Consider the following 23428-nt stretch of genomic DNA (forward strand, 5'->3'; position numbering starts at 1 on the left):
CGGGAGCAGCGTGACGGCATGACTGATCTCGGGCAGCACCTCCTCCGTCGTACCCTGCTCGCCGGCTCCGCCGCCGGCCTTCTCGCCGCCGCGCCGGCGTCCGCCTCCGCCGGGCTGGTCCGCCGCCGGCTCACCCTCCCGTCGGGCGTGCAGTCCGGCGACGTCACGACCCGCAGCGCCGTGCTGTGGGCGCGCTCCTCCGGTCGCGGTCGGCTGGTCGCCGAGGTGGTCAGCGGCCGGCGTCGGCACCGCCTCCGCGGCCCGTGGGCCACCGCGACCTCCGACCACACGGCCAAGCTGGCGCTGGACCGGCTGGCGCCGGGACGCGAGTACGACGTACGCCTCGGCTTCGAGGACGAGCACGGGCTGCTGGGCGAGACCCGGACGGCGAGGTTCCGGACGGCGTCGCTGCACGAGGCCGCGACCAGCTTCGTGTGGACGGGCGACACCTGCGGGCAGGGCTGGGGGATCAACCCCGACCTCGGCGGGCTGGTCGGCTACCGCGCGATGCACGAGACCCGGCCCGACCTGTTCGTCCACGCCGGCGACACGATCTACGCGGACGGCCCGATCGCGGCCACGGTGACCGAGCCCGACGGGCAGGTGTGGCGCAACCTGGTCACCGAGGAGGTCAGCAAGGTGGCGGAGACGCTGGGGGAGTTCCGTGGCCGGCACCGCTACACGCTGCTCGACGAGAACGTCCGGGCCTTCTACGCCGACACCCCGGTCGTCGCGCAGTGGGACGACCACGAGACCACGAACAACTGGTACCCGGGCGAGGTCCTGGAGGACCCGCGCTACACCCAGGAGCGCCGGGTCGACGTCCTGGCGCAGCGCGCCCGGCGGGCCTGGCAGGAGTACCAGCCGATCGCCGACCCGGCGGCGCACCGCCGCGACGGCGGGTTCGCCCCCGCCCGGATCTACCGCAAGGTCGAGCGCGGCCGGCACCTCGACGTCTTCTGCCTCGACATGCGCACCCACAAGGACCCGAACACCGCGGGCCTGGAGCCCGACGGGACCCGGATCCTCGGTCCCGAGCAGGCCGACTGGCTCGTCCGCGAGGTACGGCGCTCCCGCGCGACGTGGAAGGTCATCTCGGCCGACCTCCCGCTCGGCGTCGTCGTACCCGACGGGGAGGCGCAGGAGAGCCTGGCCAACGGCGACCCGGGTGCCCCGCTCGGCAAGGAACAGGAGATCGCTGCCGTCCTGGCGGCCTTCAAGCGGCACCGGGTCCGCAACGTCGTGTGGATCACCGCTGACGTGCACTACTGTGCGGCCCACCACTACTCGCCCGAGCGCGCGGGCTTCACCGACTTCGACCCGTTCTGGGAGTTCGTCGCGGGGCCGATCGCGGCGGGCACGTTCGGGCCCAACGAGCTCGACGGCACCTTCGGTCCGGAGGTCGTCTTCCGCAAGCACGCGGCGACCCCGAACGAGTCGCCACGGCACGGCAACCAGTTCTTCGGCCACGCCGACATCGCGGCCGACGGGCGGCTGACGGTGAGCCTGCGCGACCTGACCGGGGCCGTGCTGTTCAGCCAAGATCTCGAGCCGGAGGGACGCTAGAGACGCGGGTCGACCAGCACCTTCGCGTGGGTGGTGCGGCCCGAGTCGAGCTCATCCATGAGGGCGGCCAGCTCGCCGAGACCGACGGTGCCGGTGTGCAGGCCGTCCACGCGCACCGCGCCGTCGGCGATGGCCCGCATCGCCCCGACGAAGTCGGCACGGGTGTAGGCGAGGGACCCGATCACGGTGAGCTCGCGCAGCTGCCAGTCGCCGTAGCTGACCCGGGAGTCGGTCATCGGGAAGCCGAGCAGCGACAGGGTGCCGCCGCGGCGGACCAGCTCGGCCGAGGACTGGAGCAGGCCGGCGACGCCGGTGCACTCGTAGAGGACGTCGGCTCCGAGGCCGCCGGTGATCGCGTCGAGGTGCTCGCGGACCCGGTCGCCGGGCTCGAAGACGTCGGTCAGCCCGAGGTCGAGGGCCGCGGTACGGCGCTCCGGGTTGGGCTCGATCACGACCAGGCGACCGGCGCCGGCGTGCCGGGCGTGCTGCGCCGCGAGCAGGCCGATGGGGCCGGCGCCCTGGACGACGACCACGGCGCCGAGCGGCTGGCGGGTGCGTCGTACGGCGTGGAAGGTCACGGCGGTCGGCTCGACCAGGGCCGCCTGGACGTCGGTGAGCCCGTCGAGGACGGGGAGGACCCGCCGCTCGGACACCACGAGCGCGGTGGCGAACCCGCCGTGCGCCGGTGCGTCGGGCGTGACGCCGTTGGCCTCGGCGAACGCGGTGTCGCAGTGGTCGGCGTGACCGGCCAGGCACATCGCGCAGCGGCCGCACGCGGCGCCGACGGCGGCGACGACCCGCTGGCCGACGGCGACGGCGGTGACCTCGGCACCGATCCGGCGCACGGTGCCGGTCCACTCGTGGCCGAAGACGGCCGGCGGGACCTGGCCGCCGGAGGTGTAGTTGTGCGTGTCGGTCGCGCAGACGCCGCAGTAGGTGATGCCCACCTCGACCTGGTCCGGCCCGAGGTCCGGCGGGCTGCTCTCCGTCCCGAGCTCGACCTGGGACACCCCGACCACCTGCGCATACGTCTCGGTCACCCCCCCGACCGTACGACAAAAGCGACGTATGTCGGATAAGGGGTGGGGTATCCGGGTGCGAACCGCGCGACGGCTGTGAAAGCATCGGGGCCCGTCGACGACAGGAGCTGAGCCGGCGTGACCGTCTTCCTCGTGATCGGGGTGATCGGCCTGGTGCTGCTGGCCGTCAGCCTGGTCCTCGGTGACCTGCTCGACGGCGTCGCCGACGCCTTGCCGGGCGACGTCTTCTCCACGGCCGTCATCGGTGCGTTCGTGGCGGCGACCGGCTTCGGCGGCGCGACCGCCGAGGCGGCCGGTACGCCGGCCGTGGTGTCGCTGCCCGTCGGCATCGTCGCGGGCGTGGTCTTCGGCTGGTTCGCCGCCTGGCTGACCCGGCTGATCCGCGACGGCGGCAGCGACGCGACCCCGTCCGTCGACCACACCGTCGGCCAGGCCGGCCGGGTGGTCAGCGCGATCCCGAACGCCGGCCTCGGGACCGTCGACGTGCTGGTCGGCGGCAACCCGGTCCGGCTCAACGCGCGCTGCGACCAGCCCCTGGAGGCCGGCACCGAGGTCTACGTGACCACGGTGCTCTCGCCGACCGCCGTCGAGGTCGCCCCGGTGTGGCGTCCTCTCCCGTGATGTTCCTGCCCTGACGACCCATCCGAAAGGCTCCCCATGACCGACCTGCTGATCCCCGTCGGCGGCCTCGTCCTGCTCCTCATCCTGCTCGTGCTCCTCGTGACGAGCCGCTACAAGGTCGCCGGGCCGAACCAGGCGTTCATCATCACCGGGCGCAAGGGCAAGGCGGTGCTGAACCCCGAGACCGGGCAGTTGAGCACCGACCTCTCCGGGCAGAAGGTCGTCCTCGGCGGCGGCGTCTTCGTCATCCCGTTCGTGCAGAAGCAGGCCACGATGGACCTCTCCTCGCGGCGGATCTCGGTCCAGATCCGCGGTGCGGTCTCCGGTCAGGGCATCAAGCTGAACGTCGAGGGCGTCGCGATCGTCAAGGTCGGCGGCAACGCCGACCAGATCCGGCTGGCCGCGCAGCGCTTCCTCAGCCAGCAGCAGGACGTCGAGCCGTTCACCCAGGAGGTGCTCGCCGGTGCGCTGCGCTCGATCGTGGGCGGCCTGACGGTCGAGCAGATCATCCGCGACCGGGCGGCGTTCGCGCAGCGGGTGGCCGACGAGTCCGAGAACTCGCTGACCGGCCAGGGCCTGATCCTCGACACCTTCCAGATCCAGGACGTCACCGACGACGGCAGCTACCTGGCCGACCTCGGTCGGCCGGAGGCGGCCCGGGTCAGCCAGACCGCGCGGATCGCCGAGGCGAACGCGCGCCAGGCCGCCGAGCAGGCGCAGATCGCGGCCGAGCAGGAGATCGCCATCGCCCAGCGCACGCTGGCGCTGAAGCAGGCCGAGATCAAGGCCGAGACCGACGCCGCGTCCGCTCAGGCCGCGGCCGCCGGCCCGCTCGCCCAGGCCGACCGCGACCAGGCGATCCTGTTGGAACAGGAGAAGGTCGCCGTGCGCCAGGCGGCGCTGACCGAGCGGAAGCTCGAGACCGAGGTGCGCAAGCCCGCGGACGCCGAGCGCTACAAGGTCGAGCAGGAGGCCGAGGCCAAGCGGTCGGCCGAGATCGCGGCCGCCGACGCCCGCAAGGCCTCCACCATCGCGGCGGCCGAGGCCGAGGCCCAGCAGGCCCGGCTCTCCGGTGAGGCCGAGAAGGCCCGCCGGGCCGCGCTGGCCGAGGCGGAGGCGATCGAGGGTGCCCGGCGCGGTGAGGCGGAGAAGGCCCGTCGTACCGCCGAGGCGGACGCCACCCGCGCCGAGGGTGAGGCCCAGGCGGCCGCCACCCTCGCGGTCGGACAGGCCGAGGCCGAGGCGATGGACAAGCGGGCCGAGGCGTTCGCCAACTACAACGACGCCGCCGTCCTGCAGATGCTGATCGAGGTGCTGCCCCAGATCGCCAAGGAGGTCGCCGCACCGATCGGCGCCATCGACCAGCTCACCGTCATCTCCCCGGACGGCGCGGGGGCGCTGCCGCGGCAGGTCAACGACAACATCGTGCAGACCCTGTCGATGCTCAAGACCTCGACCGGTCTGGACCTCGAGGCGCTCGTGAAGACCGCGGTCGGCAAGGCGGCGGGCGCTCCGGCCGAGGTGTCGTCGGCGCCGACCGACTGATTCCGGGAGTTCTGCCTCACCTCTCCCTCTCGTCAGGCTAGCCTTGACGAATGGGAGAGGTGAGGCAGCGGGGCGACGTCGCGGAGCACCCGCTGGTGGTGGCCCGCCGGGTGTGGCGCAGCCTGTCCGAGGACGAGCGGCGGACCCGTCTCGAGCGGCTGCGCGATCAGCAGCGTGCTGCCGTCGAGGACGACGTACGACGGCTGCGTCTCAGTCGCTGACCCGGTCGCTGACCCGGTCGCTGACCCGGTCGCTGACCCGGTCGCGGTCGGATCAGGCGGGCTGGGCGATGTTGACCAGCCAGATCACGCCGAAGCGGTCCTGGACCTGGCCGAACACGTCGCCCCACATCTGCTTCTCCAGCGGCACGTGCACCGCGCCGCCGTCGGCGAGGGCCTCGAACCAGCCGCGCAGCTCGGCCTCGTCGTCCCCGCTGAGGCTGAGGTTGGAGGCGTTGCCGCGGACCAGCGACTCGCCCGGGGCGCCGTCGGAGGCCATCAGGGTGATCCCGCCCGGGTTGCTGACCTGGCCGTGCATCACCTGGGTCGCGAGGTCGCCCTCGGTGCCCATGTCGCCGTAGGTCATCACGTGGAGCTCGCCGCCGAAGAGCGAGTGGTAGAAGGTCAGGGCCGCGCGGGCGTCACCGTCGAAGTGCAGGTAGGGGTTCAGGATGCTCGTCATGGCTGGGCAGACTGCCGCGACGAGGTGAACTCATCGCGACTCCGGGGGTGGTCCCGGACGGTGTCGGTCGGGGCGGTTAGCGTCCTGCCCGTGGACCTCGACGAGGCGGCCCGGATGGGCCGGGCGCTGATGGCCGAGCACGGCCTGCGCGGCTGGACCCTGGTCTTCGACCGGGCCAAGCGGCGCGCCGGGATCTGCCGCTACGACCGCCGTCAGATCGGGCTGAGCGCCCCGCTCACCGAGCTGCACGACGAGGCCGACGTGCGCGACACCGTGCTCCACGAGATCGCCCACGCGCTGGTCGGCGTCCGGCACGGCCACGACGCCGTGTGGCGCGCGACCGCGCGGCGGATCGGGTGCAGCGGCGAGCGCTGCGTGAGCCGGGAGGCGCCCGAGCTGGAGGGCGCCTGGGTCGGCACCTGCCCCGCCGGTCACCGCGTCACCCGGCACCGTCGTCCCGACCGGCCGGCGGCCTGCCGCCGTTGCGGTCCGACCTTCGACCTCGCCCACCTGCTCACCTGGACCCACCACGGCGAGACCGTGGCGATGTCGCCGGCCTACGAGACCCAGCTGCGCCGGCTCCGCGCCCGCCCTGTCCCGGCGGCGCACCCGGCCGTGGTGCTGCGCCCGGGGGAGCGGGCCCGGGTGGTCGCCCAGGGGCGCTACCACGGCACGGTCGGCTCGGTCGTCAAGCGCGGCCGCACCCGCTACCACCTGCACACCCCGATCGGCGTCCTGACCGTCCCGTTCGAGCTGGTCGAGCGCGCCCCCTGAGCGTCGGGCGGGGGTGCGCCCCCACCGAAAGACGGATTCCCGAACGGTCTGGTCCAGACAAAAGTCGGATGCGGGAAGGACCGGCCGATGCCTACCGTTGTGGCAGTCAACCAGGGGATGGAGGTCTCGATCATGAAGCAGCAGCTCGCGGTGCGTCGGCTGTCGTGGCACGCCCTCAGCGACGAGGAGAAGCAGGAGCGCCTCGCCGAGGTCCGGCTCCGGCACCAGGTCCAGATCGAGCGTGAGGCCCGGCGGCTGCGCCAGCGCTGAGCCGAACGGACGGCTCAGCCGTCCAGGATCGCCGCCAGTGCCCGACGATGTCGGTCGTAGGCCGCCCGCCCCGTCCGAGTGATGCGGTACGTCGTGGTCGCGCCGCGACCGCGCCCGGCCTTGCGGACCTCGACGTACTCCGCCCTCTCGAGGGTGGCCATCTGCTTCGACAGGTCGGAGTCGGAGACGCCGAGGTGCTCGCGGAGGAACGGGAAGGTCACGGTGGTCGCGGTCGACAGCACTGCCATCGCGGCGAGTCGCTTGGGTGCGTGGATGACCGGGTCGAGGTCCTCGATCACGCCAGCCGCGCCCGGGTCCGCTCGGCCGCGCCGGCGAAGGCTCGCTCGTAGAGCGCGAGGCCCGTCGTGACCAGGACGAGGGCGACGCCGCCGGCGGCCACGTACCCGACCAGCCACCAGGTCGCCCCGACCAGCACGAACACGGAGACCACGCCCACGACGTACCGGACGAACGCGGGTCTGAACTCGGCAGGCGCCCGGCGCAGGGAGGGGAAGGCGCCGTGGTAGCGGGCGTACCAGCCCAGGAAGGCCGACTCGACCGCGATCAGGGCCACGATCCCGACGGCGGCCACCGGGTGGTCCTGGGCGAGCCCCATGGTCAGCACCAGGGCGGCGGCCCACGCTCCCGCGGCGGGCGGGTACCACCACGGCGTGGGCGGGTAGTCGACGTACGGCGCGGCCTCCGCGCGCTCGGCGATGCGGCGTGCCTCGTGCGGGTCGAGCTGATCGCTTTCCATGTTGGAAACCGTACGTCGCACTTTCCGGTCTGGCAAGTGATGCCCGGTGCAGCGGCCGTCACCCGGACGTCGTACCGTCGTCCCCGTGGCTGATGCGGACTACTGCGAGCTCTGTGACCTCCCGCTGAGCCAGTGCGTGCACGGCCGGCCCGAGCCGGTCCCGCCGCCGGCTCCGGCCCCCGCGCCGCGGACCCCCCGGGTCAAGGCGCCGCCGAGGGTCCCCGGCACCCGGGCGGCGGCCGCGCCGGCCCGCTCGACCGCCCCGCGGAAGTGGACCTCGCCCGAGGAGCTGCGGCCCGCCATCCTGGCGACGCTGCAGGACGCCGGGGGCGAGCTGGACGCGGAGGACGTCTTCGAGCAGCTCGAGGAGCGGATCGGCGAGCGGCTGCGACCCGGCGACCGCGAGACCAACCCGCAGGGCGAGCTGCGGTGGCGCGCGGCCGCGCGCAAGGCGCGCAAGGCGCTGATGGACGACGGTCTGGTCGACGCGGCCCCCGGCGTGTGGCGGCTCAGCGACCTGGGCCGGCGGACGGTCACGCCCGAGGCCTGAGGCCCGAGGGCCGGCCGGCACTGGCCTGGACCAGTCGATGAACCTTCGGTGCCGCTTCGCGGGTTCGCCCGCGCCGTCGTACGACGCGTGACACGCTCCGCGCGTGCCTGAGACCCCCCGCTCCGACGCCTCCGTTCCCGACCACGCCACCGGCGCTGCCGAGGTCCTCGAGTCCGGCGGCGGTGGCCGCTTCATCCGCGAGCCGCGAGCGCCCCGCCCCGGACGACGGAAGCGCTGGCTCCTGACCGGCGGCGGCCTGCTCGGCGTCGGCGCGATCACGGCGGCCGCCTTCGGCGCCTACTGGTACTCCAGCACGGGTCCGCAGCCGGCCGAGGCGCTGCCCGCCGGCGTCCTGGGGTACGCCGCGATCGACCTCGACCCGTCGGGGGAGCAGAAGCTGGCGGCGCTCGACGTACTGAAGAAGGTCCCGTCGCTCTCGAAGGAGCTCGACCTCGGCGGCAACCCCGCGAGCGTCGACGTGACGCACACCGTGCTCGACGCCGTGCTGAAGTCCGAGGGCTGCGAGGTCTCGGCCGACGACGTCACCGACTGGCTGGGCGATCGGGGTGCGATCGCGGCGCTGCCGAACGGCGAGGAGCCGACCGTCGTGGTCGTCGCCCAACTGGCCGACGCCGACGCCGCCCGCGACGGGCTCTCCGAGCTGGCGGCCTGCGGCGGAGCGGAGGACGAGATCGGTTTCGACATCGACGGCGAGTGGGCCGTGGTGGCGGAGGACCAGAAGACCGTGGACCGGGTGGTCGCCGACCGCGAGAAGGGCACCCTCGCCGAGGACCCTGACTTCCAGAGGTGGACCGAGGCGGCCGGCGACCCCGGCGTCGTGCACCTGTACGCCGCCCCCGAGGCCGGCGCCTGGTACGCCGACACCGTCGGCGCGATGGTCACCGAGTTCCACGCCGACTTCGATGCCGAGTTCGACGACGAGATGAGCGCGGCCTACGCCGAGGTGGAGAAGAAGTGCCCCTACCCCGACGAGCTGATGACCGACGAGGAGGTCGACGAGAAGCGGCTCGAAGCCCTCATGGAGGAGTGGTCGGCGTGCGCCGACCCGCTCTACGCCGAGTTGAACGAGCAGCAGGAGAAGGACCAGGAGCAGCAGGAGGAGCAGGAGCCGGTCACGCCGGAGCCGTCGCCCGAGGTCCTCGCGCTCCAGGAGCGGCTGCGCGCGTTCGAGGGCGCGGCGGTCACGCTGCGCTTCGACGGCGGCGCGGTCGAGGTCGAGACCGCGGGTGACCTGAGCGTGCTGGGGCCGCAGTCCTTCGGTGGCCCCGGAGCGGGCGAGGCGCTCCGCGCGCTGCCAGCCGACACCGCGGTCGCCTACTCCGCCGGCTTCGGCGAGGGCTGGTTCGACGTCCTCCTGGACGGCGCGATGTCGCCCTTCACGGGGTTCGGCCTGTTCCTGAGCCCGGAGGACCTGGTCGAGGAGCTGGAGAAGGCCACCGGCCTCCGGCTCCCCGAGGACACCGAGCTGCTCACCGGACGCACGCTCGCCTTCGCGCTGTCCGGCGGGACCGACGTCGCCGCCTTCGAGTCCGGCGACCTCGGCGACATCGCCGGCGGACTGACGGTCTCCGGCGACCCCGCGCCGCTGGTCGACCTGCTCGACCGGGTCACGCCGAAGGTGCCGGCCGGGGGGCGCGAGCTCCTCGCGTCCAGCCCGGGCGACGACGCGCTCGCGGTCGGGCCGAACGACGCCTGGCGCGACCGGCTGCTGTCCGAGCACGGGCTGGGCGACGTCGACGGCTTCGACGAGGTGGTCGAGCACGCCGACGACGCGAACGCCGCGTTCTACCTCGACCTGGACGCGATCCGGGACTGGCTGCCGTCGGTGTTCGAGGGCGACGACGAGATGGTCGACGACCTGGCCGCCTTCGCCCGGATCGGCGGCTCCACCTGGGAGTCCGACGGGGCCGACCACGGCCTGCTGCGGGTCACGACGAGGGACTGATCCGGATCTCCTCGCCGAGCCGGGCTCCGAGCCGCAGGTCCAGGTCGTCGCCGGACCAGAACCGGCCCGGGTCGTAGGAGTTCGTCGGCGGCCAGTCGTCGAGCAGCCCCATGGCGGAGTACGCCGCGGCCACCACCTCGGCGCAGTAGGTCGTCTCCGCCGGCGCGACGAGGTGGGCCCGGCCGCGCAGCCAGCGCCCGGCCAGCGCGGCCGTCGCGGGGAACGGCGTCCCGTCCAGGCGCGCGACCGTGCGGAGCGCGGCGTCCTCCATCGCCCGGGTCACCTCGCCCGTCGGCGGTACGTCGAGCTGCCGCAGCCATCCGTGCTGCTCGTAACGTCCGGTCCACTGGACCACCGCCTCGCGCAGGTCGTGCAGCTGGGCGCCGCGCTGGTGCTTGCCGGCCCACACGTCGAGCAGGCCCCTGCCGAGCTCGGCGTGCCACATCAGCGGCGGCAGGTCGTCGACCACGATCGCCATGCCGACGTGGTTGACCGGCGCGTTGGTCAGCACCCGGATAGCGTGGTCGGCGGCGGAGCGGCCGCGGAACAGCCAGAGGTCGCCCGTGCGCGTCAGGTCGACGGCCTCGTCCAGGGACAGGTCGCTCATCGACGCTCGATCATGGAAGGGAGCTCCTCGTGAAGCTGTGGAAGGTGCTCGGCATCGCCGGCGTGGCAGGGGTGGCCGCCACCGGCGCCATCATCGCGCGCGGACAGCGTCAGCGCGCGCAGGTCACGCCGGAGCAGGTCCGCGTCCAGCTCCACGAGAGGCTGGGCGAGCGGGCCGAGGACTGACCCGCTCGCCCTTGAACGGGCGTCGCTAGCGCCGGTGCCCCCGTCCGTGGCGGTGGCCGAGATCCAGCTTGCTCAGCGATCCGGGACCGAAGACCGGCCCGGTGAGGTACGCCGTACGGCCGGTGACGTCGACGCCGCCCGGGGTGATGAGCGCGCCTGGCGCCAGCTCCTTCGCGCGGACCCCGTGACGGGACCGCTGGAGGGCGTGCAGCTCGCCCTCCTCGGCGCCGGGCACGCCCAGCTCGACGGCCAGCCAGCTGAGCTTCGAGAGCGAGAGTGCGTAGACCGTGCCGCGGTCGTCGGTCGCGAGGTCGACGATCGAGGTCAGCCCGTCGGAGAACCGCTTGCAGGCCCCCCGGTACGGCGCCTCCGGGTCGCAGACGGCCCCCGTGGCCCCGGGCCTGATCCGCCAGACCTGCGAGGTGCCCGGCGTGGCCGGGAACCCGCGCAGCTCGCCGACGTAGATGGAGCCGTCGCGGCCGACCGCGACGGACGTCGCCACGCCCTCGGACGGGATCGGCGTGCCGGCCGGCGGCAGCGGGCTGCCGTCCGGGCCGGTCGGCGGCAATCCGTCGCGTACCTCGACCGTGCGCGGCTTGATCCGGGCGACCGTGGTGATGGTGCCGTCCTGGGCGACCTTCAGCACGTCGTTCCCGGCGGCGTCGGCGACCAGGACGGAGCCGTCGCGGAGCACGGCCAGGCCGAAGGGGTTGCTGTCCCCGGGCAGGTCCTCCAGGTCGTACGGGTCCGGGTCGGTGGCCTGGTAGGCCGCGATGTCGGCCACGGCGACCGGGGCGTCGTACCCGGGGCGCCACTTGAAGAGCGTCGCCGCACCGGGCACCGGCGGGCTGCCGGGCTCGCCCGCGGCGCCGGTGAGGACGTAGACGGTGCCGCGCCTGCCGGCCGCCACGGCGGGGGCGAAGCCGGGCGCGACACTGCCGAGCGGGATCACCCGCGCGCGCTTGTGGTGGCGTTCCACGACCAGGCTGAACGAGCCGTCGGACTCGGTGACCAGGGTGCGGCCCCGGCCGAGCGCGTCGACGCCGCGCGGGCCGTCGAGCGAGGTGACGGGCCGGAGCGAGGAGGCGTGATGGTGGCCGCCGTGGCCGGGCGGTCCGGCCGGCGCGGGAGCGGGGGCCAGGGCGACGAGGGACAGGGTGGCGGCGCTGGCCGCGGCGATCAGGTGACGCACGAGGACCTCCGGGGGTGGGGGACGAGCGGGTCGGAGTCGGCCCTCGGTCCAGCGAAGCCCCGTGCCACAGCGCTGTCATCGCCAGAATTGACGCATCGTGGTCGTCCCCGGATGCGTCGTCCCTTCCGCCGACCCGCAGAATGGGGGCCGGACTCTCGAAGGGACGCAGATGGAGCACAGGAGGCTCGGCCGCACCGGCCGGGACGTGTCGGTGATCGGGCTCGGCACGTGGCAGCTGGGGGCCGACTGGGGCGAGGTGACCGAGGCCGACGCGACGGCGGTGCTGGAGGCCAGCGTCGAGGCCGGCGTGACCTTCTTCGACACCGCCGACGTCTACGGCGACGGCCGCAGCGAGCAGGTGATCGGTCGCTTCATCGCCGGTCGCGACGACATCACCGTGGCCACCAAGATGGGCCGCCGGATGGACCAGGTCCCGGCCAACTACGTGATGGACAACTTCCGCGCCTGGACCGACCGCTCGCGCCGCAACCTCGGCGTCGACACCCTCGACCTCGTCCAGCTGCATTGCCCGCCGAGCGCGACGATCGACGACGACGCGACGTACGACGCCCTCGACACGCTGGTGGCCGAGGGCGCGATCGCGTCGTACGGCGTCAGCGTCGAGACCGTCGACCAGGCCCTCAGCGCCATCGCGCGGCCGCACGTCGCGAGCATCCAGATCATCCTGAACGCGTTCCGGCTCAAGCCGCTCGACGCCGTCCTGCCGGCCGCGCGCGAGGCCGGTGTCGGCATCATCGCCCGGGTGCCGCTGGCCTCCGGACTGCTCAGCGGCAAGTACGACGAGCGCACGACGTTCGCCGCCGACGACCACCGCACCTACAACCGCGACGGCAGCGCCTTCGACGTCGGCGAGACCTTCTCGGGCGTCGACTACGCGGCCGGGGTGGCCGCGGCCCGCGAGTTCACGCAGCTGGTCGCCGAGCACGGGCCGGCCGACGCGACCGCGGCCCAGGTCGCGCTCGCCTGGGTGGCCCAGCTCGACGGCGTCTCGACCGTGATCCCGGGCGCCCGCAACACCGACCAGGCGCCCGCCAACGCGGCCGCGGGCTCGCTGCCCGCGCTCGCCCCCGAGCTGCTGGACGGGGTGACCCGCCTCTACGACACCTACTTCCGCGAGGCGATCCACGACCGCTGGTAGGACCCGTCATGCAGTGCGACTACTTCGACGCCGGCGCCTGCCGGTCGTGCACCTGGATGGGCCAGGCGTACGACGAGCAGGTCGCCGCGAAGCAGGCGCGCAACGCGGAGCTGCTCGCCCCCTGGCCCGGGACGGTCTGGCTGCCGCCGGTCACCAGCCCGGAGTCGGGGTTCCGCAACAAGGCCAAGATGGTCGTCGCCGGGACGGTCGAGGCGCCCACGCTGGGCATCCTCGACCGGGCTGGCGGCGGCGTCGACCTGCGCGGCTGCGGCCTGCACGACCCGCGGCTGGCCGCCGCGATGCCGGTCCTCGCCGCGTTCGTCACCCGCGCCGCGCTCACGCCGTACGACGTCCCGCAGCGCAGCGGCGAGCTGAAGCACCTGATCGTCACGGTCTCGCCCGACGGCAGCCTGATGGTCCGGTTCGTGCTGCGCTCGACGGAGTCGGTGGCCCGGATCCGCAAGCACCTTCCGTGGCTGGCCGAGCAGCTGCCGCTCGAGGTCGTGTCGGTCAATCTGCAGCCCGCCCACAAGGCGGTGCTGGAGGGGGAGCGAGAGGAGCTGCTGGTCGGCTCGACCCTGCCGATGCGCACCGGTGACGTCTTGCTGCAGCTGCGCCCGCAGAGCTTCTTCCAGACCAACGGCCACGTCGGGGCCGAGCTCTACCGGCAGGCCGCGGCCTGGGTGGCCGACCTCGCCCCGACCACGGTCTGGGACCTCTTCTGCGGCGTCGGCGGCTTCGCCCTCCACCTCGCGGCTCCCGGGCGCCGCGTCACCGGCGTCGAGATCAGCGAGGAGGCGGTCACCAGCGCGCGGACCAGTGCGGCCGAGCTGCCCGGCGTCACCTTCGTCGCCGCCGACGCGACCGCCTGGGCGCCGGCCCAGCCGGCGGCGCCCGACCTGGTCGTCGTGAACCCGCCCCGGCGCGGCCTCGGCCCCGAGCTGGCCGGCTGGCTGGAGTCGTCGGGCGTGCCGCACGTGCTCTACTCCAGCTGCAACGCCGTCACGCTGGCGAAGGACCTGGCCGCGATGCCGTCGTACCGCCCGGTCACGGGGCGGCTGCTCGACATGTTCCCCCAGACCGCGCACTTCGAGGTGGTCACCCTGCTGGAGCGGGTGGGCCGGTGAACGTGACGCGACCGACGTCCTGAGGAGTCGGGGTCGGGGGGTGCAGGTCGGTACCGTCGAGAGGGATGACTGACGCACCACCGGACCCCGACCCGAAGCTCGACATCGACTGGCTGAAGACCCTCGCGGGCGCCCTCGCCGCGGTCACCACCGCGGTGCTGCTCTCCACCCTCGGCGCCGCCGGGACCCTCGTCGGCGCGGCCCTGGGCAGCGTCGCGGCCACCGTCGGCACCGCCCTCTACACGCGCGGCCTCGCCACCAGCCGGGAGCAGGTGGCGCGGGTCCAGGGGAGCGCCCTGCAGAAGGTCGGCATCGCCCAGGCGGAGGTACGACGGGCTGCGCGCCGTCAGGACGACGCCCCGGCCGTCGAGGCTCACCTCGAGCACGCCGACGAGCAGCTGGCCGAGGCCCGGCAGGACCTCGACGCGGTGAAGGAGCGGCCCCGGACCGGGCTGCCCTGGAAGCGGATCGGCCTGCTCGCCGCGGGGACCTTCGTCGCGGTGGTGCTGGCGCTGAGCGCGTTCGAGCTGCTCGGCGGCAAGCCGGTGTCGTCGTACACCGGCGGGACGGACGGCAGCGGCGGAACCTCTTTCAGCCGGCTCACCGGCTCGGGCGGGCAGTCCCAGGACGACGACCGGGGGGACCAGCAGCGGCCGGACCGGGGCGACCGGGACCAGGACGACGATCAGCCGGTCGAGCCGTCCGACGACCCCACGCCGACTCCGAGCGGCGAGCCGACCGAGGCGGAGCCCTCCGAGACGCCGAGCGAGACCCCGTCGCAGAGCCCCACGCCGACCCCGTCGGAGACGCCGGCGCCGAGCGGCTCGACCTCACCCTCCCCGTCCGCCCCCACCACGAGCCCCGGCGGATGACCGACCCCGCCGAGCGACTCCGGGCCGAGCGCGACGTCGTCGTACGGCGCCTCGCCGCGCTGCGGGGCGACTTCGGCGGGATGGTCGAGGCGTCCCGCGACTCGAACGCGGACGACGAGCACGACCCCGAGGGCCAGACGATCGCCTTCGAGCGCTCCCAGCTCGACACCCTGATCCGGCAGGCCCTGGCCCGTCTGGAGGAGGTCGACACGGCGCTGGCCCGCGTGGCTGACGGCAGCTACGGGACTTGCGCGACGTGCGGTCGAGCGATCCCCGAGCAGCGGCTGGAGGCCCGACCCGCGGCCGCGACGTGCGTCGACTGCGCTCGGGGTACCCGCAGGTCATGAGCGAGAAGAGCTTCCGTCAGGGCGACCGGGTCGAGTGGGACAGCCACGGCGGCACGGCCGTCGGCAAGGTGGAGAAGAAGATCACCAGCGACACCGAGGCCGGCGGCCGCACGGTCCGGGCCAGCGAGGACGAGCCGCAGTACCTCGTGCGGAGCGAGAAGTCCGACAGCACGGCCGTGCACAAGCCCGAGGCCCTGCGACGTCGGTCGTGAGGGTGTCGGTCGTGAGGGCGCAGCGTGGCTGAGCCCCGGCTGGTCCCGGTCGCCGAGCCACGTCGGCCCGAGGGGGTCGTCCTCGTGCTGCACGGCGGCGCCTCCCGCCCGGGCAACCCGATGGTCCAGCCCACCCAGCTGTCGGTCCTGCGGATGGTGCCGGTCGCCCGGCGCATCGCCCGGGCCACCCGCGGCCGGGTGGCGGTCTATCGGCTGCTCAACTCCCACCGCGGCTGGGATGCCGAGCACACGCCGGTGATGGACGCCCACTGGGCGCTCGGGGAGATCCGCGAGCGGCTGGGCCGGCGGCTGCCGACCTGCCTGGTCGGCCACTCGCTCGGCGGCCGCGCCGCGCTGCTGGCGGGCTCCGAGCCCGACGTCGTCGGCGTGGTGGCGCTGAACCCGTGGGTCTACCCGACCGACGGGGCCGACCTCCGGGGGCGGCGGGTGCTGGTCGTGCACGGCGACGCCGACCGGATCGCCAGCCCGCAGCGGGCGGCCGCGGTGGCCGAGCGGCTCGCCCGCACCACCGAGGTCGAGTGGCGCACGGTGCCCGGCGGCAAACACGCGATGCTGCGCCACGGATCGGTCTTCGAGCGAGCCGCCGCCGAATTCGTCTCGGACGCGCTCTTACCCCGCTAGGGTTCGGCGAACTCTCGTCCCCTTCGCACCAGGAGCGACCATGTCCGATCCCCAGTACGCCGCCCCGCCGCCCCCGCCGTACGGCGGTGTCCCGACGGCCGGTCCCGTCGGCAAGATCCGCAGCACCGGCGTCTGCATCCTGCTCTTCATCGTCACCTTCGGCATCTACGGCTGGTTCTACTACTTCAAGACCCACGACGAGATGAAGCAGCACAGCGGCCAGGGCATCGGCGGCGCGATCGCGCTGATCCTCGCGATCTTCGTCGGCATCGTGAACCCCTACCTGCTGTCGTCCGAGGTCGGCAACCTGCGCAAGCTGCGCGGCCAGGACCCGAAGGTCAGCGGCATCACCGGCCTCTGGTACTTCCCCGGCATGTTCATCATCGTCGGCCCGATCATCTGGTTCGTGAAGACCAACGGCGCGCTGAACGAGTACTGGGAGTCGCAGGGCGCCACCGCCTGACGTCCCACCCGCATCACCCCGGATCACCCCGGCACCGGTCGTCTACGGTGTCGGGGTGACCCATCCCATCGTCGTCATGGGCGTCTCGGGCTCCGGCAAGTCCACCGTGGGGGCCGCCATCGCGCAGCGCCTCCGGGTGCCCTTCGCCGACGCGGACGACCTCCACCCCGAGGCCAACATCGCCAAGATGAGCCGCGGCGAGCCGCTCGACGACCACGACCGCTACCCGTGGCTGGAGACCGTCGGCGGCTGGCTGGCCGAGCACGCCGAGGGTGGCGTGATGAGCTGCTCCGCGCTGAAGCGGAAGTACCGCGACCAGCTCCGCCACCATGCCCCGGGCGTCGAGTTCGTGCTCCTCACCGGCAGCCGCGAGGTGATCGAGCGCCGCCAGGCCGCCCGGCCCGGGCACTTCATGCCCGCCTCGCTGCTGACCTCCCAGCTGGCCACCCTGGAGCCGCTCGAGCCCGACGAGGGCGGCGTCGTCCTCGACGTCGCGCAGGGTGTCGACGAGATCGTGGAGGGGTACGTCCGGGCATGACCACAGCCGTGCTCCCGTTGGCCACCGGTGACATCTACGACCCGGTGGCGCCGGGCTGGCAGCTCGTCGTGGCCGCCCTCGGGGCGATCACCCTGCTGATCCTGCTGATCTCGGTCGTCAAGCTGCACCCGTTCCTGGCGCTGATCATCGGCGGCCTGACCGTCGGCATCGTCGCCGGCCAGAACGTCGGCGACGTGCTGACGACCTTCACCGAGGGCTTCGGCAGTACGACGGCCGGCGTCGGCATCCTGATCGCCCTGGGCGCGATGTTCGCCAAGCTGCTCGCCGACTCCGGCGGCGCCGACCAGATCGTCGACACCATCGTCGGTCGGTCGAGCACGCGGATGCTGCCCTGGTCGATGGCGGCCGTGGGCGCGATCATCGGCCTGCCGATGTTCTTCGAGATCGGCCTGGTGCTGCTGATGCCGGTCATCTACCTGGTCGCCCGCCGGGCGCAGGTCTCGCTGATCACCGTCGGCATCCCGGCGCTCGCCGGCCTCTCGGCGATGCACGGGTTCGTGCCGCCGCACCCCGGGCCGGTGGCGGCCGTCGACACCCTCGGCGCCGACCTCGGCGTCACCCTGGGGCTGGGCCTGCTGGTCGCCGTCCCGACCGTCATCGTGGCCGGCCCGCTCTTCGGCGCGGTCGCCGGGCGCTGGGTCGACGTTCCCGCCCCCGACACGTTCGAGGGGCGCGAGCAGGACGAGTCCGGGCCGCGGCCGTCGTTCGTCGTCACGATGGCGACGGTGATGCTGCCCGTCGTCCTCATGCTCGGCCGGGCGGTGACCGAGATCGTCGTCAACGACGAGGAGAACTCGTTCCAGCAGGTCATGGACGTGATCGGCGAGCCGGTCGTCGCCCTGCTCATCGCCGTCCTGGTCGCGATGTTCACCTTCGGCGTCGGCTCCGGCATGGACCTGAAGAAGGTCAGCGGCACCGTCGAGTCGGCCCTGCCGGGCATCGCCGGGATCCTGCTCATCGTCGCCGCCGGCGGCGGGTTCAAGGAGGTGCTGGTCCGCACCGGCGTCGGCACCCTGCTCGCCGACTGGGCCAAGGACGCCAACATCTCGGTCTACCTCCTGGCCTGGGTGGTGGCCGTGCTGATCCGGCTCGCGACCGGCTCGGCGACCGTCGCGACGATCACCGCGGCGTCGCTGATGCTGGGTCTGGTCGAGGGCATGTCCACCGCGGAGACCTCGCTGGTCGTGCTCGCGGTCGGCGCCGGCTCGGTGTTCTTCTCCCACGTCAACGACGCCGGGTTCTGGCTCGTCAAGGAGTACTTCAAGCTCTCCGTCGGCCAGACCATCAAGACCTGGTCGCTGATGGAGACGGTGCTCTCGGTCAGCGGCCTCGGGTTCGTGATGGTGCTGTCCCTGTTCGTGTGACGTCCGCGCGGGGTAGGGACGTCACGTGAGTGAACCCGTGCGCCGGCCTCTCGTCCCGCTGCTCGCCGCGCTCGCGGTGCTCCTCGTGGTCGCCGCCGTCGTGGTGGGCGTCGTCCTCGGGCGTGGGGACGACGAGCCGGCCGTGGCCTCGGGGACGTCGGCGAGCGCCCCCGCCGACGTCCTCACCCCGACGGGGTACGACGCCCTCCTCGACGCCGTCCGCGGCGAGCAGGACGGCACCGAGGCCTTCGCCCTCCTGGTCCGGGCGGACGAGGCCTTCGTCGACCTGCCGCGCGACGCGACCTCGCAGCGCAGCGCGACCTGGCGGTGGGACGGCGAGCTGACGCCCGACTCCGAGGGCAGCACGGGCGCGGCCCGGTTCGACCTCGCCGACCTCGACGTCGCCGTGCTCCGCTCGCTCGTCGACCGGGCGGAGGCAGAGGTCGAGGAGCCCACCGGCTGGACCGTCGACGTGTCCGGTCCCCGCGACCCCGGCGGCGATGCGATCCGGGTCTCGGTGCTGAACGCGCAGGGCGACTCCGCGGTGGTGGTCGCCGCCCTCGACGGGACGGTCCGCGCGGGCGGCTAGCCCAGCGCGTAGGTGTAGCGGCTGGTCGGCACCAGGTCGAGGTCGCGGTCGGCCCCGATCCGGGCCACGCTGCCCATCAGCAGCTCCAACCGGCGGCCGAGCTCGGCGTCGTCGCCCCCGCTGCCGTAGAACGCGTGCATGTCGGTCATCCCCGCGCTGGGGAACAGCTCCTCCACGAAGGCGCTGACGTACGGCGCGTCGGGGGTGACCGGCTCGACGACCACGTTCTGCAGGTAGCCGAAGGTCGCCTGGGTGCGGATCGCGATCGGGGTGTGATCGACCATCCAGCGCCGCATCCACTCGGCCGTCTCCAGCTCGGCGGGCTTGCGGAGCACCGCCACGTTGGCCAGCGTGTCCGCGCGCTCGCCGTCGGCGACCTCGGGCGGGTCCAGGCGGCGCCGCTCGTCCACCGACCAGCCCGCGACCCGGTCGGCCGCGCCGGCCAGCAGCGCGGTGACCGCCGCGGGGTCGCCCTCGGTCCAGGTGCTCACCACCGCGCTGATCGGCTCGTCGGTGGGGATCCGCATCGCCGGCGCCACGTCGGCGTCGTCGAGGTTCAGCTGCAGCCGTCGTACGCCGGCCGCGGCCAGGTCGGTCCGCAGCGCGGCCTCGCGCAGCGCGGCGTGGTCGGCTCCCCACAGGGCGAGCATCAGCTTGGTCACCGGGCGAAACTAGAACGGATCCCCGGCCGCGGGGGAGCGCGTCCCGCTGACAGGACGACCGCTCAGGCCGCGTCGGCCGGCAGCGGCCACACGTCGCGGTCGGTCGCGAGGTGCACGACCTCGAGGGCGACGCCGGTCGCGCGGGCGGCGCCGTACAGGGCGCGCGCCCAGGCGCGGTCCTCCGCGTCGACCCCGCCGCGCCCGGGGCGGGTCCGGAGGAAGGCGATCCGGGCCCCGGGCGCCACGTCGTCGAGGATCGCGCCGACGCCGGCGACCAGCGAGAGCACCTCCTCGGGCGCCGGCACCCGGTGGCAGTCCTCGATCTGGGTGAGGTGCGGGAAGGCCCGGTCGTCGGGGGTGACGGCCATGAACCACAGGCTCGGTCCGGAGAAGCCGAGCGGTTGCATCAGGTGGCGCCAGGCCTCTTCGAGGTCGGCCTGGCAGCTGATCGTGGGGGTGTAGGTCATGGCGGCCACGCTGCCGTCGTACGGCGGCTCGCGCGACCGCTCCTCCACAGGTACGGCGGACCCGGCGTGCGGGCACCCGACCGCGTCGGGGAGGGTGGGGGCATCTCGGAGCATGCTCGGATGCAGGCTTGGATGCAGGAGGTGTCCTCGTGCCGGACCCGTTCGCGTTGCCGCAACGGCTCGTGGTGAGCCCGCCGCTCGACGGTGCCGAGCGCGCCCTGCTCGCCGGGCTCGACCTGTGGCCCGGCCGGCCGCGTGGCCGGTCGCCGTGGACGCTCTGCGACGACGGGTGCTGCCTCGACCTCGCGGCCGACGCCGGCCTGGTCGCCGCGGCCGGCTGGCTGCGGTTCTGGCTGCGCGAGCTGCTCAGCCCGCGCTCCGCGGCCGCCCGCGAGCGGGCCGGGTCGGTCGGCCTCGGCGACCACCGGGTCGACGGCCGGGTCCTGGTCGGCTCACCGGCTCCGGTGCTGCTGGCCGTCGTGGCCAGCCGGGTCCGGGAGGTCCGCCTGGACGACGAGCTGTTCCCAGTCGACGGCGAGCAGCGCCCCGGTCCGGCCACGGTGGTCGAGCTGTCGCCCGGCCGGGCTCACCGCACGGAGCCGTAGACCTCCACGGTCCGCTCGGCGATCGCGGCCCAGCTGAACGACTCGATCGCGCGCTGCCGCCCGGCCCGACCCATCGCGGTGGCCCGCTCACGGTCGGTCACCACCTCCACGAGAGCGGCCGCGAAGTCGGCGACGTACCGCTCCGGGTCGAGCGGGGTGCCGGTGCCGTCGGTGGCCTGCTCGAGGGGGACCAGGCGACCCGTGGTGCCGTCGACGACGACCTCGGGGATGCCGCCGGTGGCGGTCGCCACCACCGCCGTCTCGCAGGCCATCGCCTCGAGGTTCACGATGCCGAGCGGCTCATAGATCGACGGGCACGCGAACACGGTCGCCGCGGTCAGCAGGGCGACGACGTCGGGCCGCGGGAGCATCTCGGCGATCCAGACCACGCCGCTGCGGGTGGCGCGCAGCTCGGCGACCAGTCCCTCCACCTCGGCCATGATCTCCGGGGTGTCGGGGGCACCGGCGCAGAGCACGACCTGCACGTCCGGCGGCAGCAGCGCGCACGCACGGAGGAAGTGCGGGAGCCCCTTCTGGCGAGTGATCCGCCCGACGAACACGACCGACGGGCGGTCCGGGTCGACGCCCAGCTCCCGCACCCGGTCGGGCGCCACGATCGGCTGCCAGTCCTCGGTGTCGATGCCGTTGTGGACCACGTGCACCCGCGCCGGGTCGATCGCGGGGTACGACGCCAGCACGTCGCGACCCATCGCCGCCGAGACCGCGATCACCGCGGCGGCGGACTCGTAGGCGGTCCGCTCGACCCAGGACGACACGGCGTACCCGCCGCCGAGCTGCTCGGCCTTCCACGGCCGCAGCGGCTCCAGCGAGTGGGCGCTCACGACGTGCGGGACGCCGTGCAGCAGCGCGGCCAGGTGGCCGGCCATGTTGGCGTACCAGGTGTGCGAGTGCACCAGGTCGGTCCCGCTGCACGCGTCGGCGATCGTCAGGTCGACGCCCAGGGTCCGCAACGCCGCGTTGGCGCCCGCGAGCTCCGCCAGGTCGGGGTACGACGACGTGCCGGCCTCGGTCCGCGGCGCCCCGAAGGCGTGCACGCGGGCGTCGAGGTCGCCGCGGCCGCGCAGCGCCCGGACCAGCTCGGCGACGTGCACCCCCGCGCCGCCGTACACCTCGGGCGGGTACTCCTTGCTCAGCACGTCGATTCGCACCCGCCGAACCTATCGCTCTCGGGTCGCCGGGCCGGGCGGGGCGCGGCGGGAGTTTCATCGGCTGGCCGATGAAGCTCATCCCGGGACGACGAAGGTTCATCGTCCCGGCGGGAGTTTCATCGGCCAGCCGACAAACCTTTGCGGCGGCCTCCGCCGCCCGGCGCGCTAGGTTTCCTGCATGAGCGCCGCCCGCAAGAAGGTCCTGGCCATCGTCCTCGCGGGTGGGGAGGGGAAGCGGCTGATGCCGCTGACCGCCGACCGGGCGAAACCGGCGGTGCCGTTCGCGGGGATCTACCGGCTGATCGACTTCGCGCTGTCGAACGTCGTCAACTCGGGCTACCTCCAGGTCGTGGTGCTGACCCAGTACAAGTCGCACAGCCTGGACCGCCACGTCACCCAGACCTGGCGGATGTCGACGATGCTCGGCAACTACGTCGCGCCGGTGCCCGCGCAGCAGCGGGTCGGCAAGCACTGGTACCTCGGCAGCGCCGACGCGATCTATCAGTCGCTCAACCTGATCAAGGACGAGAAGCCCGACATCGTCGTGGTGGTGGGCGCCGACCACGTCTACCGGATGGACTTCTCGCAGATGGTCGCCCAGCACGTCGAGAGCGGCGCCGCGTGCACGGTCGCGGCGATCCGACAGCCGATCGGGCTGGCTGACCAGTTCGGCGTCATCGACGTACACCCGGAGGAGCCGCGGCGGATCCGCGAGTTCCTGGAGAAGCCGACCGACCCGGTCGGGCTGCCCGACAGCCCCGGCGAGGTGCTGGCCTCGATGGGCAACTACGTCTTCGACGCCGACGCGCTCGTCGACGCGGTCACCCGCGACTCGACCACGACCGGCTCCAAGCACGACATGGGCGGCGACATCGTCCCCGCGTTCGTACGCCGCTCGCAGGCCGGCGTCTACGACTACAAGGACAACGTCGTCCCGGGTGCGACCGACCGCGACCGCGGCTACTGGCGCGACGTCGGGACGCTGGCGTCGTACTACGCCGCCCACATGGACGTCGTCTCGCCGCTGCCGGTCTTCAACCTCTACAACTTCGAGTGGCCGATCTACACCTCCTACGGCCCGCAGCCGCCGGCCAAGGTGGTCCAGGGCGCCGACGGCGTCGACGCCCGCGTCGACGAGGCGGTGCTCTCGCCCGGCGTCGTCGTCAGCGGCGGCATCGTCACCCGCTCGGTCCTCTCGCCCGCGGTGAGCGTGGCCGCCGGCGCGACCGTCGACGGCTCGGTGCTGATGAACGGCGTCCGGGTCGGCGCCGGCGCGATCGTCCGCAACGCCATCCTCGACAAGAACGTCATCGTCCCGCCCGGCGCCCGGATCGGCGTCGACCCCGAGGCCGACCGCGCCAACGGGTTCCTCGTCGAGGACGGCCTCACCGTTCTCGGGAAGGACCAGGCCTTCCCGACCGCTGGTTGAGGTGCTCC

30 protein-coding genes are annotated in these 23428 nt (G+C 73.6%); 21 read left to right on the forward strand and 9 right to left on the reverse strand.

Features of this window, described 5'->3' with window-relative positions; all coding sequences use genetic code 11:
- Nucleotides 1-18: 18 nt before the first annotated feature.
- On the forward strand, nt 19-1566 hold the full coding sequence (locus BLT76_RS21270) for an alkaline phosphatase D family protein (RefSeq protein WP_090860316.1): 1548 nt from the start codon (nt 19-21) through the stop codon (nt 1564-1566).
- Here BLT76_RS21270 and BLT76_RS21275 read toward each other — a convergent pair.
- Nucleotides 1563-2606, reverse strand: a complete 1044-nt coding sequence (locus BLT76_RS21275; RefSeq protein WP_090860317.1) for a zinc-dependent alcohol dehydrogenase — start codon at nt 2604-2606, stop codon at nt 1563-1565. The genes BLT76_RS21270 and BLT76_RS21275 overlap by 4 nt on opposite strands.
- A 117-nt stretch (nt 2607-2723) precedes the next feature.
- On the opposite strand from BLT76_RS21275, the gene BLT76_RS21280 reads away from it, so the two are divergent.
- Genes BLT76_RS21280 through BLT76_RS25930 form a run of 3 tightly spaced genes read left to right on the forward strand, consistent with a single transcriptional unit; the run spans nt 2724 to nt 4993 of the window.
- Entirely contained in the window at nt 2724-3227 is a 504-nt protein-coding gene (locus BLT76_RS21280; RefSeq protein ID WP_090860318.1) for an NfeD family protein, read from the forward strand.
- 36 nt (nt 3228-3263) lie between these two features.
- Nucleotides 3264-4772: a flotillin family protein gene (locus BLT76_RS21285; RefSeq protein ID WP_090860319.1), complete on the forward strand. Its 1509-nt coding sequence runs from the start codon at nt 3264-3266 to the stop codon at nt 4770-4772.
- Nucleotides 4773-4822: 50 nt separating this feature from the next.
- Nucleotides 4823-4993, forward strand: a complete 171-nt coding sequence (locus BLT76_RS25930) for a hypothetical protein (protein WP_170867188.1) — start codon at nt 4823-4825, stop codon at nt 4991-4993.
- Nucleotides 4994-5045: 52 nt separating this feature from the next.
- On the opposite strand, the gene BLT76_RS21290 is transcribed toward BLT76_RS25930, so the two are convergent.
- Complete coding sequence (locus BLT76_RS21290) at nt 5046-5453, reverse strand: VOC family protein (RefSeq protein WP_090860320.1); 408 nt, start codon at nt 5451-5453, stop codon at nt 5046-5048.
- 90 nt (nt 5454-5543) lie between these two features.
- On the opposite strand from BLT76_RS21290, the gene BLT76_RS21295 reads away from it, so the two are divergent.
- Together BLT76_RS21295 and BLT76_RS25465 are read left to right on the forward strand one after the other, a co-directional pair.
- A complete protein-coding gene (locus BLT76_RS21295) occupies nt 5544-6227 on the forward strand; it encodes a SprT-like domain-containing protein (RefSeq protein ID WP_090860321.1) in 684 nt (227 codons plus the stop codon).
- A gap of 87 nt (nt 6228-6314) precedes the next feature.
- Nucleotides 6315-6497: a hypothetical protein gene (locus BLT76_RS25465; RefSeq protein WP_139175758.1), complete on the forward strand. Its 183-nt coding sequence runs from the start codon at nt 6315-6317 to the stop codon at nt 6495-6497.
- A 14-nt stretch (nt 6498-6511) separates the two neighbouring features.
- Here the strand turns inward: BLT76_RS25465 and BLT76_RS21300 are convergent, their stop codons facing one another.
- Nucleotides 6512-6796 (reverse strand): transcriptional regulator, encoded by a 285-nt coding sequence (locus BLT76_RS21300; RefSeq protein WP_211753122.1) that lies wholly within the window; start codon nt 6794-6796, stop codon nt 6512-6514.
- Nucleotides 6793-7254 (reverse strand): hypothetical protein, encoded by a 462-nt coding sequence (locus tag BLT76_RS21305; protein ID WP_090860322.1) that lies wholly within the window; start codon nt 7252-7254, stop codon nt 6793-6795. The genes BLT76_RS21300 and BLT76_RS21305 overlap by 4 nt, the downstream gene beginning before the upstream one ends.
- An 85-nt stretch (nt 7255-7339) precedes the next feature.
- On the opposite strand from BLT76_RS21305, the gene BLT76_RS21310 reads away from it, so the two are divergent.
- A complete protein-coding gene (locus tag BLT76_RS21310) occupies nt 7340-7804 on the forward strand; it encodes a hypothetical protein (RefSeq protein ID WP_090860323.1) in 465 nt (154 codons plus the stop codon).
- A 103-nt stretch (nt 7805-7907) separates the two neighbouring features.
- Nucleotides 7908-9770, forward strand: coding sequence for a hypothetical protein (locus BLT76_RS21315; protein WP_090860324.1), 1863 nt, complete (start codon nt 7908-7910; stop codon nt 9768-9770).
- Here the strand turns inward: BLT76_RS21315 and BLT76_RS21320 are convergent.
- Entirely contained in the window at nt 9754-10377 is a 624-nt protein-coding gene (locus BLT76_RS21320) for a hypothetical protein (RefSeq protein WP_090860325.1), read from the reverse strand. The genes BLT76_RS21315 and BLT76_RS21320 overlap by 17 nt on opposite strands.
- A gap of 29 nt (nt 10378-10406) precedes the next feature.
- Here BLT76_RS21320 and BLT76_RS25935 point away from each other — a divergent pair, with 29 nt between their 5' ends.
- Nucleotides 10407-10562 (forward strand): hypothetical protein, encoded by a 156-nt coding sequence (locus BLT76_RS25935; RefSeq protein ID WP_170867189.1) that lies wholly within the window; start codon nt 10407-10409, stop codon nt 10560-10562.
- A gap of 25 nt (nt 10563-10587) precedes the next feature.
- Here the strand turns inward: BLT76_RS25935 and BLT76_RS21325 are convergent, their stop codons facing one another.
- The gene (locus BLT76_RS21325) at nt 10588-11754 is read right to left on the reverse strand and encodes a ScyD/ScyE family protein (protein WP_090860326.1); all 1167 of its coding nucleotides are present in this window, start codon (nt 11752-11754) and stop codon (nt 10588-10590) included.
- Nucleotides 11755-11923: 169 nt separating this feature from the next.
- On the opposite strand from BLT76_RS21325, the gene BLT76_RS21330 reads away from it, so the two are divergent.
- The 10 genes from BLT76_RS21330 (at nt 11924) to BLT76_RS21375 (ending at nt 19088) form a co-directional block, all read left to right on the forward strand.
- Complete coding sequence (locus tag BLT76_RS21330; RefSeq protein ID WP_090860327.1) at nt 11924-12913, forward strand: aldo/keto reductase; 990 nt, start codon at nt 11924-11926, stop codon at nt 12911-12913.
- An 8-nt stretch (nt 12914-12921) separates the two neighbouring features.
- A complete protein-coding gene (rlmC, locus tag BLT76_RS21335) occupies nt 12922-14040 on the forward strand; it encodes a 23S rRNA (uracil(747)-C(5))-methyltransferase RlmC (RefSeq protein WP_090860328.1) in 1119 nt (372 codons plus the stop codon).
- A gap of 65 nt (nt 14041-14105) precedes the next feature.
- Complete coding sequence (locus BLT76_RS21340) at nt 14106-14912, forward strand: hypothetical protein (protein WP_090860329.1); 807 nt, start codon at nt 14106-14108, stop codon at nt 14910-14912.
- A complete protein-coding gene (locus BLT76_RS21345) occupies nt 14909-15259 on the forward strand; it encodes a TraR/DksA family transcriptional regulator (RefSeq protein ID WP_090860330.1) in 351 nt (116 codons plus the stop codon). Before BLT76_RS21340 ends, BLT76_RS21345 begins: the two co-directional genes overlap by 4 nt.
- Complete coding sequence (locus tag BLT76_RS21350; RefSeq protein WP_090860331.1) at nt 15256-15471, forward strand: hypervirulence associated TUDOR domain-containing protein; 216 nt, start codon at nt 15256-15258, stop codon at nt 15469-15471. The genes BLT76_RS21345 and BLT76_RS21350 overlap by 4 nt, the downstream gene beginning before the upstream one ends.
- 24 nt (nt 15472-15495) lie before the next feature.
- Nucleotides 15496-16113 carry an alpha/beta hydrolase gene (locus BLT76_RS21355; protein WP_090860332.1) on the forward strand — a complete coding sequence of 206 codons (618 nt, stop codon included), beginning with the start codon at nt 15496-15498 and terminating at the stop codon, nt 16111-16113.
- A gap of 40 nt (nt 16114-16153) precedes the next feature.
- Nucleotides 16154-16576, forward strand: a complete 423-nt coding sequence (locus BLT76_RS21360) for a DUF4234 domain-containing protein (protein WP_211753124.1) — start codon at nt 16154-16156, stop codon at nt 16574-16576.
- Nucleotides 16577-16652: 76 nt separating this feature from the next.
- The gene (locus BLT76_RS21365; RefSeq protein ID WP_211753138.1) at nt 16653-17114 is read left to right on the forward strand and encodes a gluconokinase; all 462 of its coding nucleotides are present in this window, start codon (nt 16653-16655) and stop codon (nt 17112-17114) included.
- Nucleotides 17111-18499 carry a GntP family permease gene (locus tag BLT76_RS21370; RefSeq protein ID WP_090860334.1) on the forward strand — a complete coding sequence of 463 codons (1389 nt, stop codon included), beginning with the start codon at nt 17111-17113 and terminating at the stop codon, nt 18497-18499. The genes BLT76_RS21365 and BLT76_RS21370 overlap by 4 nt, the downstream gene beginning before the upstream one ends.
- A gap of 25 nt (nt 18500-18524) precedes the next feature.
- Nucleotides 18525-19088 (forward strand): hypothetical protein, encoded by a 564-nt coding sequence (locus BLT76_RS21375; RefSeq protein ID WP_139175760.1) that lies wholly within the window; start codon nt 18525-18527, stop codon nt 19086-19088.
- Here BLT76_RS21375 and BLT76_RS21380 read toward each other — a convergent pair.
- On the reverse strand, nt 19085-19750 hold the full coding sequence (locus BLT76_RS21380; protein ID WP_090860336.1) for a hypothetical protein: 666 nt from the start codon (nt 19748-19750) through the stop codon (nt 19085-19087). The genes BLT76_RS21375 and BLT76_RS21380 overlap by 4 nt on opposite strands.
- 62 nt (nt 19751-19812) lie before the next feature.
- On the reverse strand, nt 19813-20331 hold the full coding sequence (locus BLT76_RS21385; protein ID WP_139175762.1) for a hypothetical protein: 519 nt from the start codon (nt 20329-20331) through the stop codon (nt 19813-19815).
- Between the two features lie 35 nt (nt 20332-20366).
- Here BLT76_RS21385 and BLT76_RS21390 point away from each other — a divergent pair, with 35 nt between their 5' ends.
- Entirely contained in the window at nt 20367-20822 is a 456-nt protein-coding gene (locus BLT76_RS21390; RefSeq protein WP_090860338.1) for a hypothetical protein, read from the forward strand.
- Here the strand turns inward: BLT76_RS21390 and glgA are convergent.
- Nucleotides 20804-21991 (reverse strand): glycogen synthase, encoded by a 1188-nt coding sequence (gene glgA / locus BLT76_RS21395; protein ID WP_090860339.1) that lies wholly within the window; start codon nt 21989-21991, stop codon nt 20804-20806. The genes BLT76_RS21390 and glgA overlap by 19 nt on opposite strands.
- Nucleotides 21992-22169: 178 nt before the next feature.
- Between glgA and glgC the strand changes: the two genes are divergently transcribed.
- Entirely contained in the window at nt 22170-23420 is a 1251-nt protein-coding gene (glgC, locus tag BLT76_RS21400; protein WP_090860340.1) for a glucose-1-phosphate adenylyltransferase, read from the forward strand.
- The last annotated feature ends 8 nt before the right edge of the window (nt 23421-23428 follow it).

The organism is Nocardioides lianchengensis, assembly GCF_900101465.1.
Classification (GTDB): Bacteria; Actinomycetota; Actinomycetes; order Propionibacteriales; family Nocardioidaceae; genus Nocardioides; species Nocardioides lianchengensis.

Excerpts from the sequence above, each read along its gene's own strand:
- BLT76_RS21270 (WP_090860316.1), top strand. The coding sequence starts at position 19 with ATGACTGATCTCGGGCAGCACCTCCTCCGTCGTACCCTGCTCGCCGGC.
- BLT76_RS21285 (WP_090860319.1), top strand. The coding sequence starts at position 3,264 with ATGACCGACCTGCTGATCCCCGTCGGCGGCCTCGTCCTGCTCCTCATC.
- BLT76_RS25930 (WP_170867188.1), top strand. The coding sequence starts at position 4,823 with ATGGGAGAGGTGAGGCAGCGGGGCGACGTCGCGGAGCACCCGCTGGTG.
- BLT76_RS21290 (WP_090860320.1), bottom strand. The coding sequence starts at position 5,453 with ATGACGAGCATCCTGAACCCCTACCTGCACTTCGACGGTGACGCCCGC.
- BLT76_RS25465 (WP_139175758.1), top strand. The coding sequence starts at position 6,315 with ATGCCTACCGTTGTGGCAGTCAACCAGGGGATGGAGGTCTCGATCATG.
- BLT76_RS21305 (WP_090860322.1), bottom strand. The coding sequence starts at position 7,254 with ATGGAAAGCGATCAGCTCGACCCGCACGAGGCACGCCGCATCGCCGAG.
- BLT76_RS21320 (WP_090860325.1), bottom strand. The coding sequence starts at position 10,377 with ATGAGCGACCTGTCCCTGGACGAGGCCGTCGACCTGACGCGCACGGGC.
- BLT76_RS21330 (WP_090860327.1), top strand. The coding sequence starts at position 11,924 with ATGGAGCACAGGAGGCTCGGCCGCACCGGCCGGGACGTGTCGGTGATC.
- rlmC (WP_090860328.1), top strand. The coding sequence starts at position 12,922 with ATGCAGTGCGACTACTTCGACGCCGGCGCCTGCCGGTCGTGCACCTGG.
- BLT76_RS21340 (WP_090860329.1), top strand. The coding sequence starts at position 14,106 with ATGACTGACGCACCACCGGACCCCGACCCGAAGCTCGACATCGACTGG.
- BLT76_RS21345 (WP_090860330.1), top strand. The coding sequence starts at position 14,909 with ATGACCGACCCCGCCGAGCGACTCCGGGCCGAGCGCGACGTCGTCGTA.
- BLT76_RS21350 (WP_090860331.1), top strand. The coding sequence starts at position 15,256 with ATGAGCGAGAAGAGCTTCCGTCAGGGCGACCGGGTCGAGTGGGACAGC.
- BLT76_RS21360 (WP_211753124.1), top strand. The coding sequence starts at position 16,154 with ATGTCCGATCCCCAGTACGCCGCCCCGCCGCCCCCGCCGTACGGCGGT.
- BLT76_RS21365 (WP_211753138.1), top strand. The coding sequence starts at position 16,653 with ATGGGCGTCTCGGGCTCCGGCAAGTCCACCGTGGGGGCCGCCATCGCG.
- BLT76_RS21370 (WP_090860334.1), top strand. The coding sequence starts at position 17,111 with ATGACCACAGCCGTGCTCCCGTTGGCCACCGGTGACATCTACGACCCG.
- BLT76_RS21385 (WP_139175762.1), bottom strand. The coding sequence starts at position 20,331 with ATGCTCCGAGATGCCCCCACCCTCCCCGACGCGGTCGGGTGCCCGCAC.
- glgC (WP_090860340.1), top strand. The coding sequence starts at position 22,170 with ATGAGCGCCGCCCGCAAGAAGGTCCTGGCCATCGTCCTCGCGGGTGGG.